This is a genomic window from Kaarinaea lacus (assembly GCF_975902315.1).
This window is the reverse complement of the sequence record NZ_CDLKIE010000175.1, coordinates 1-7,521: the sequence shown is the minus strand read 5'-3', so window position 1 is coordinate 7,521 and position 7,521 is coordinate 1. Positions and strand designations below refer to the sequence as shown.

At 45.9% G+C, this 7,521-nt stretch carries 5 protein-coding genes; 4 read left to right on the top strand and 1 reads right to left on the bottom strand.

Annotation, left to right across the window (positions count from 1 at the left end; genetic code table 11):
• Nucleotides 1–641: hypothetical protein (locus ACWVCM_RS05080; RefSeq protein ID WP_455200635.1), on the bottom strand; the 641-nt coding region annotated here is incomplete at its 3' end.
• 579 nt (nucleotides 642–1,220) lie between these two features.
• Between ACWVCM_RS05080 and ACWVCM_RS05075 the strand changes: the two genes are divergently transcribed.
• The 4 genes from ACWVCM_RS05075 to ACWVCM_RS05060 form a co-directional block, all read left to right on the top strand.
• Nucleotides 1,221–3,677 (top strand): PASTA domain-containing protein, encoded by a 2,457-nt coding sequence (locus tag ACWVCM_RS05075; RefSeq protein WP_455200634.1) that lies wholly within the window; start codon nucleotides 1,221–1,223, stop codon nucleotides 3,675–3,677.
• Between the two features lie 183 nt (nucleotides 3,678–3,860).
• Nucleotides 3,861–4,328, top strand: a complete 468-nt coding sequence (locus ACWVCM_RS05070) for a YHS domain-containing (seleno)protein (RefSeq protein WP_455200633.1) — start codon at nucleotides 3,861–3,863, stop codon at nucleotides 4,326–4,328.
• 224 nt (nucleotides 4,329–4,552) lie between these two features.
• On the top strand, nucleotides 4,553–5,833 hold the full coding sequence (gene rhlB, locus ACWVCM_RS05065) for an ATP-dependent RNA helicase RhlB (RefSeq protein WP_455200632.1): 1,281 nt from the start codon (nucleotides 4,553–4,555) through the stop codon (nucleotides 5,831–5,833).
• A 261-nt stretch (nucleotides 5,834–6,094) separates the two neighbouring features.
• Nucleotides 6,095–7,521, top strand: a 1,427-nt coding sequence (locus tag ACWVCM_RS05060) for a SulP family inorganic anion transporter (RefSeq protein WP_455200631.1), incomplete at its 3' end; no start/stop codon positions are given.

Genomic DNA, 7,521 nt, shown 5'->3' with positions numbered 1-7,521 from the left:
TCAGTCCCATGGATGGAAACGGTTTTTCCCTGCAACTGTTTTAACAGGTCAGACAAGTCAACCGCTATCATATCAACTACATTATTTTCTAAAGCTTCCTTTGCCGACAGGCTGGCGGCCTCGCGTACCGCTTTTTCTGCCCATTCAACATTACGTCCACGTAATTCGGCCAGGCCTCGTATATAAGCAACGGCATCATTGATCATTTTGCGTGACATGGCGCCTTTGTTGTCCTGCGAGGGTGCTTCGTCCTGCTTTTGATCTTTTTTCTTATTGGGATCACCGGGAAATGAGCCACCGCCAATTTGCACTGGTGTTGCAGCGCCAAGATTGGTGGCGGGTGCCATGGCCGCAACGTGACTTGCGTATAACATGTAGGTGCCTGCACTGGCTGCACGTGCTCCACTGGGCGATACATAAGTCACAACAGGAATAGGCGAAGACAAAATAGCCTGATTGATATCCCGCATGGACGAGTCAAGTCCACCCGGGGTGTTTAGTTGCACTATTAATAGTGCCGCACCAGTACTGGTTGCCTTTTCTAGTGAACGAATAAAGTAATCTTTGGTAGCCGGTCCAATAGCGCCAGTGATAGTAATAAAAACGGCTTTCCTGGCGGAGGTTGGGGATGAGTCTGTCACAGCTGTTGCAGATAGGCTAGAAAATGACCAAATTAATACCATGGCCAAAAGCCAAGCTCGTACAAACATTTTCACAATCATCCGCATGCGATTCGTACTCATGGAAATAACTATATTCCTAATATAGTCAAGTTAACTGCGAAGTTATGAATCTATGTCATTAATATGACAATTAATAATTGGTTTTGATCCAGATTTTCTGTGCTCTATGCATGATCAAAGCAGGAAGATGAATAAGGTGTGGAGAGGGAAGTGTGTTATCAGCTTTAGATAGTATTTATTTAATTTATGTCACAAATAGTTTCACCAAACTTATCTTATTTAACTGCCAGAAAAGTTTCTGTCATTAAAACGGCAGCTGAATAGTATTGCTTGTTCCGTTGTGGTGATAATTCAACCGGCATAGGGTTACCAAAGATATCTTAAAATTTAATTAACAACCTGTTATTGACCTGATGTTTTTAACTTTAATAAAACAAAACAAACATCGTGAAAAAACAAAACTACTTACGCATTCGATTTTTGTCATAGTTAAGTGATAGTATTCGCCGCTTATTATAATTACATTGGGGCTGTACTATGTTTAGTAACTATACAAAGAAGCCGTACTTGTTGTTTGTTTTGTTTTTATTAGGAATAGCGCTTGCATCCAGCAATGCGTTAGCGGAAAGGATTCTGGTTATTGGTGGTGATACGGGTAACCAGGCCACTAACGATATTATCGCCAATCAAGTATCTGGACTAACGGGCACCGTTGATCGTGCAGAATGGTTAGTCTATCGTGAATGGACCTCCGAATACATCATTAACAACTATGATGTCATCGTGCTTTCCCACGTTATCAACGAATCCCTGTTTGCCATTGACTGGAAGACACGCTTAAAGCCGTTCTTGCATACTGGTAAGGCGATCATTTGGGAAGCGCCTATGAATCTATCTACGGATATCAGAGCTGACTATGGTATCGACGTTCGGGGTGCGTTCTATGTTCCGGGTGGTATTCCCACCACGGGATTAAATGTATTGCCGGGGGCAGATCCTGTTTTAATTAACTCCCTGACTGGTGAGTTTAGTGTTGTCGATGGCATGTTCCTGGCGTGGGACAATTCATTATTAACACCCTATGTTAATACGTTTTATGCCGGGACCGGTGAGACGTTTACATATGCATTGTATGGTGAATTCGGCGGTGGACGTATTGTAATAACCGGGACCGCTGATGATGACGCCGGATTATCCTCTGGCACCGCAGCACAACAAAATCACTATCAACATCTGGTTAATAAACTACTGTGGGTAGGCGGTCGTTCCGGTATTCCTGATCCCAACGCAGTGATTATTCCTGACTGGCGAGGCCTAAGCGAAGCGGATGCTATCGCTGCCGTGAATAGCCTGTTAGGCAAGAGCCCGGATTTCATGTCAACGATTGCTACCAACCTTTATCCATCGGGTACGGTGAGTCTTCAGCAACCCATCCCGGGTAGTGCTGCGATGGCAAATGATCCCAATCCGGTATTTGTTTCATTAACTGTTGTTGCACAGCGCACTGGTGATCCGGTTACGGTTCCTAATGTTACCGGCATGACTTCTTATGCCGAAGTGGATGATGCCCTGGACGCGGCAGACGGTGCGCTGGATGGACTGGGCTTGCAGCGTTATTGTTGCCCATCGACTTATAATCCCACGGTTCCAGACGGAACTATTATTACCCAGTATCCCAAGGCTGGCGCGCAAAGCACCACTGACTGGATTGTTGATGTTGTGATGTCGCTTGGGCCTAATCCTGGTATCGTTCCTGGCCTGATGTGGATGACGCAAGCCGAAGCAGAAAGTACGGTGGTTGCGGCGGGTTACACAGTGGGGCAGATCATTTTTCAGAATAACGAGGCCATCGAGGCTGGTATCGTATTAGGACAAATACCGGAACAACATGACGCACTGGCTGCTGGCAGTAGTGTCGATATTATTGTATCTGCGGGACCTGTTGGTACGGAGTTAATTACTGTGCCTGATGTTGCCGGCTTAACCCAAGCAGCCGCGGAGGCGGCAATTACTGGTGCTGGACTTAACTCCAGTGCAACTACTGCGTTTAGCAACACAGTGCCAACAGGTTTGGTAGTTAGCCAAAACCCGGCAGCGGGAACTGATGTTGCCTCTGGCAGTGTGGTTAGCCTGGTTGTTTCTGCCGGTCCTGCTCCAGTTACCATACCGGTACCTGATGTTGTTGGATTAACGCAAGCAGCAGCGGAAACAGCAATCTCAGGTGCAGGTTTATCCGTTGGTAGTGTATCTACAGCGAGTAGTGATACGGTTCCTGCGGGTAACCTTATTAGTCAAACGCCAGCTGCTGCCACTGAAGTGACACCGGGCAGCGCAGTTGATTTGGTGGTATCAACGGGCCCGGCGACAGTTTTTGTTCCCGTACCTGATGTGACGGGCATGACCCAGGCATCCGCTGAATCTGCAATTACAATTGCAGGTCTTCTAGTAGGTTCGGTAACAACCGCGAGTAGTGCGACTGTGCCAGCCGGCGACGTTGTCAGCCAAACACCTGCTGCTGCAACTGAAGTGGCTGAAGGAACTGCAGTGGATCTGGTAGTTTCTTCTGGTCCAGCGCTGGTATCTGTTCCCGGTGTGGTTTGCTTAAGCCAGGCGAATGCAGAAGCGGCGATTACTAATGGTGGTCTGAGCGTCGGTTCGATATCGACTGCAAGCAGTACCACGGTACCGGCTGGCGATGTCATCAGCCAGACGCCAGGTGCTGGTACTGAAGTTACGGAAGGGAGCAGCGTTGATCTGGTTGTATCCACCGGTTCAGCACTGATAATTGTACCGAATGTAGTTGGTCAGTCTTACAGTACAGCTATTGCTAACATCACCAACGCTGGATTGACGGTTGGTAACGTGTCAACTGTGAGAACCCGTCGTTCCTGCGGTAGGGTAAATAGCCAAACTCCAACTGGAGGCACTAGCGTACAACCAGGGACACAGGTAGACCTTGTTGTTACTCGCACGCGTTTTTGTAATCCTCTGTAACGTTTAATATTCGTTATAGTTCTTAAAGGCACCCCTGGTTATTCCAGGGGTGCCTTTTTTTTATAATGGTAAAAATAATATGGCAGTGAGGCCCAAATCCTGTAATGTTTTGTTACTTTAGAAGTCATGATTCATGATTGTGTTGATTTTTAATTTGAAAATGACAACGTGATGAAAATAATAGTGAGAAAATTAATTATGGTGAAAATGTCGTATAAGAGGCTAGCTTATCTGTTACTGGCGATTTTATCTGGTATTTTTTCGGCGGCTTTTGCCGCAGATATCAACAAAACCAGTGATGGTGTGGCTATAGATGGTTATGATCCTACGGCGTATTTTACTGAGAGTCGCCCAGTAAAAGGTGATCCGGCGTATACGTTTAATTGGGCAGGTGCCACCTGGCAGTTTGCGAACGATCAAGCGCGCGAACTGTTTGCAGAGAATCCTGAAAAATATGCTCCCCAATTTGGTGGTTATTGCTCCAATGGATTAAGTGACGACCATAAAATTGGAGCGGATCCCAGAAACTGGCGCATTATTGATGGCAAATTGTATTTGTTTTTCTCAGATTATGGCCGTGAGCAATGGTCTGGCAATGTTAAATCATTAATTGAAGCAGCCGACGAAACCTGGCAAGAGCTCAAAAACTGATTTGTCAAAAACCACCTTTTTGAACCGCGAAGTATTGTATTAATTAAGCAGTTGCAGTGGTATGATATCTGCGATTCATCGGCAACCTTGGCTCAATTACGATCCCTCCTGGTTACTCCTGAATTCACTGTAAAATTTACCCTTAATCAAGCTGTAATATATCGGATTAATATAATGTAATCCATTGAAATTGTTATAATTATTGGTCACGCATAGAAAATAAATTGAACACTGATAATCAGTCACTTACTGAAATAAGCAGTCTTGCTATTCCCGACGAGCTTCTCAGAAGCATGGCGGAATCCGGATTTACGCATTGCACTCCAATCCAGGCGGAAACCTTACCGATTTCTCTGGAAGGTCGAGATGTGGCGGGACAGGCTCAGACGGGAACCGGGAAAACCATCGCATTTCTCATCGCAACTTACGCCCATTTGTTGCGAAAACCGGCGGAGGCCGGTCGGAAAAAGAATCAACCACGCGCTATTATCATTGCACCAACGCGGGAACTGGCCATTCAAATACATAATGATGCAGAGACACTGGGCAAGTATACTGAGCTGCAATTAGGTTTGGCCTTTGGCGGTACGGGTTATGACCAGCAGCGTAAGCGGTTGGAGCAGGGCGTTGATATTCTTATAGGTACACCAGGCCGAATTATTGATTTTTTCAAACAGCATATTTTTAATTTGAAAGCTATTCAGGTGATGGTTCTGGATGAAGCTGACCGTATGTTTGATCTGGGATTCATTACCGATATTCGTTACCTGTTGCGTCGCATGCCGAAACCTGAAAAGCGCCTAAACCTGCTTTTTTCCGCAACCTTGTCTTTTCGTGTGTCCGAGCTTGCTTATGAGCACATGAACAATCCCAGTCAGGTAGTCATTGAATCAACTCAAGTCACTGCAGATAAAGTAGAAGAAGCCATCTATTTTCCTGCCAAGGAAGAAAAGATCCCTTTATTACTCGGTTTACTTAAAGGGCACGATGTTACGCGTACCATGATTTTCGTGAATACAAAACGTGTGGCTGAAGATGTGTACGGTTACCTTGTTGCCAATGGTTACGATGCTGGCGTACTGTCAGGCGATGTGCCGCAAAAGAAACGTAGCAGTCTGCTGAAACGATTTACTCAAGGTACGCTGCCTATTTTGATTGCTACAGATGTCGCAGCTCGCGGTTTGCATATCCCTGAAGTTAGCCACGTCTTTAATTATGATTTGCCACAAGATGCAGAAGATTATGTACATCGCATCGGTCGAACGGCGCGCGCCGGGGCAGAGGGCGATGCCATTAGTTTCGCCTGCGAGGAATATTCATTTTCGCTATCAGAAATTGAAGAATATATTGGCCACAAAATACCAATGCAAAGTGTTACCTCTGAACTTCTAATTGAACCCAAGCCACCTGTAAAGCGTGTACACAAGAAACGGTCCTTTAAGAAAAAGTCATCTTCAAAACACGCTTCCTCGAAACACTCCCGCAAAAGACGGGCTTCCACATAGTATTTTTCCAGACCACTGCTTAACATAAAAATACCCAGTCTCATTGGTGGGTTCCTGGATTCAGCACACGTTCAGTTATTATGGTCAGGATGCTCGAACTGCTAACTGCTTGTATATAAGGAGCTATTTTAATTATTTGTTGCAGAAGCTCTTTATTAAGTAGATTCAGGTACATTGGTGAAGCGAAATCTGCTATTATTCGCCACTTTTTGTAAGCCTTAATTTCATAAGTGCTTGATGTAGATTTTGTAGAGGTATTTGATGTTTCAATTGGGTTGTTCTAACCGCGTTTGTTTCCAGAATGAAATTCTCTCCGGTTTAACTGTTGCTCTGGCACTGGTGCCTGAGGCGGTGGCGTTTGCCTTTGTAGCCGGAGTCGATCCGTTAGTTGGTCTGTATGCGGCTTTTATGGTCGGGTTACTGGCAGCCTCATTTGGAGGGCGACCCGGTATGATTTCCGGGGCTACGGGTGCAATGGCGGTAGTCATGGTATCGCTGGTGGCCGATCATGGCGTCGAATACCTTTTTGCCGCGGTAGTGTTAACGGGAGTGATTCAGATTGGCGCAGGCATATTGCGTTTGGGTAAGTATATTCGCATAGTGCCCTATCCGGTGATGCTGGGTTTCGTAAATGGACTGGCGATTGTTATTTTCCTTGCCCAAATACAGCATTTCCAGGTTAAGTTACCCGGGGGCGGTGCAGAATGGATGAGTGGCAATGCTTTATATCTGTTCCTGGGATTGATTGCGTTAACTATGGCGATCATCCATTTTCTTCCCAAGCTTACCAGCGCGATACCTTCGTCCCTTGCTGCCATCATCGTAGTGTCGCTACTGGTTATAGGATTCAATCTGGATACTAATACCGTGGGAGATCTGGCTTCCATCGAAGGAAGTTTCCCCAGCTTCCATATTCCTGCCATTCCGTTTACCTGGGAAACGCTGGTTATTATTTTTCCTTACTCAGTTATTCTTGCCGCCGTTGGCTTAATAGAATCATTGTTGACCTTGAGTTTAATCGACGATGTTACAAATACCCGTGGCCGCGGTAACAAGGAATGTGTTGGGCAGGGTATTGCCAATACTGTCACCGGATTTTTTGGTGGTATGGGCGGATGTGCGATGATTGGGCAGAGCATGATTAACGTGAACTCAGGTGGGCGGCAGCGTTTGTCTGGTATATCAGCCGCTTTATTTTTACTGGCTTTTATTTTGTTTGCCTCAGATCTCATTGAAATGATTCCCATGGCGGCGCTGGTTGGCGTTATGTTCATCGTGGTGATGGGTACTTTTGAATGGTCAAGTCTGCGCATTATGGGGAAAATTCCACGCAGTGATGCATTTGTTCTGGTGCTGGTATCGGCGGTGACCGTCATGACCGATTTGGCGATTGCGGTGGTGGTGGGTGTGATTGTATCTGCCCTGGTTTTCGCCTGGGAGCATGCCAAACATATCAATGTAAAAACCTATGATGACGAGAAAGGCTCTCGAATTTACGAATTGAACGGGCCGTTGTTTTTCGGTTCTGTTAAGAATTTTGCGGAGCTATTTGATCCGGAAAACGATCCCGATGATGTTATTATTGAGTTCCAGAATTCGCGGGTAGCAGATCATTCGGCAATCGAAGCCATCGACAACCTTGCTGACAAATATATACAGGCTGGCAAGACACTGCACCTGCGTCATCT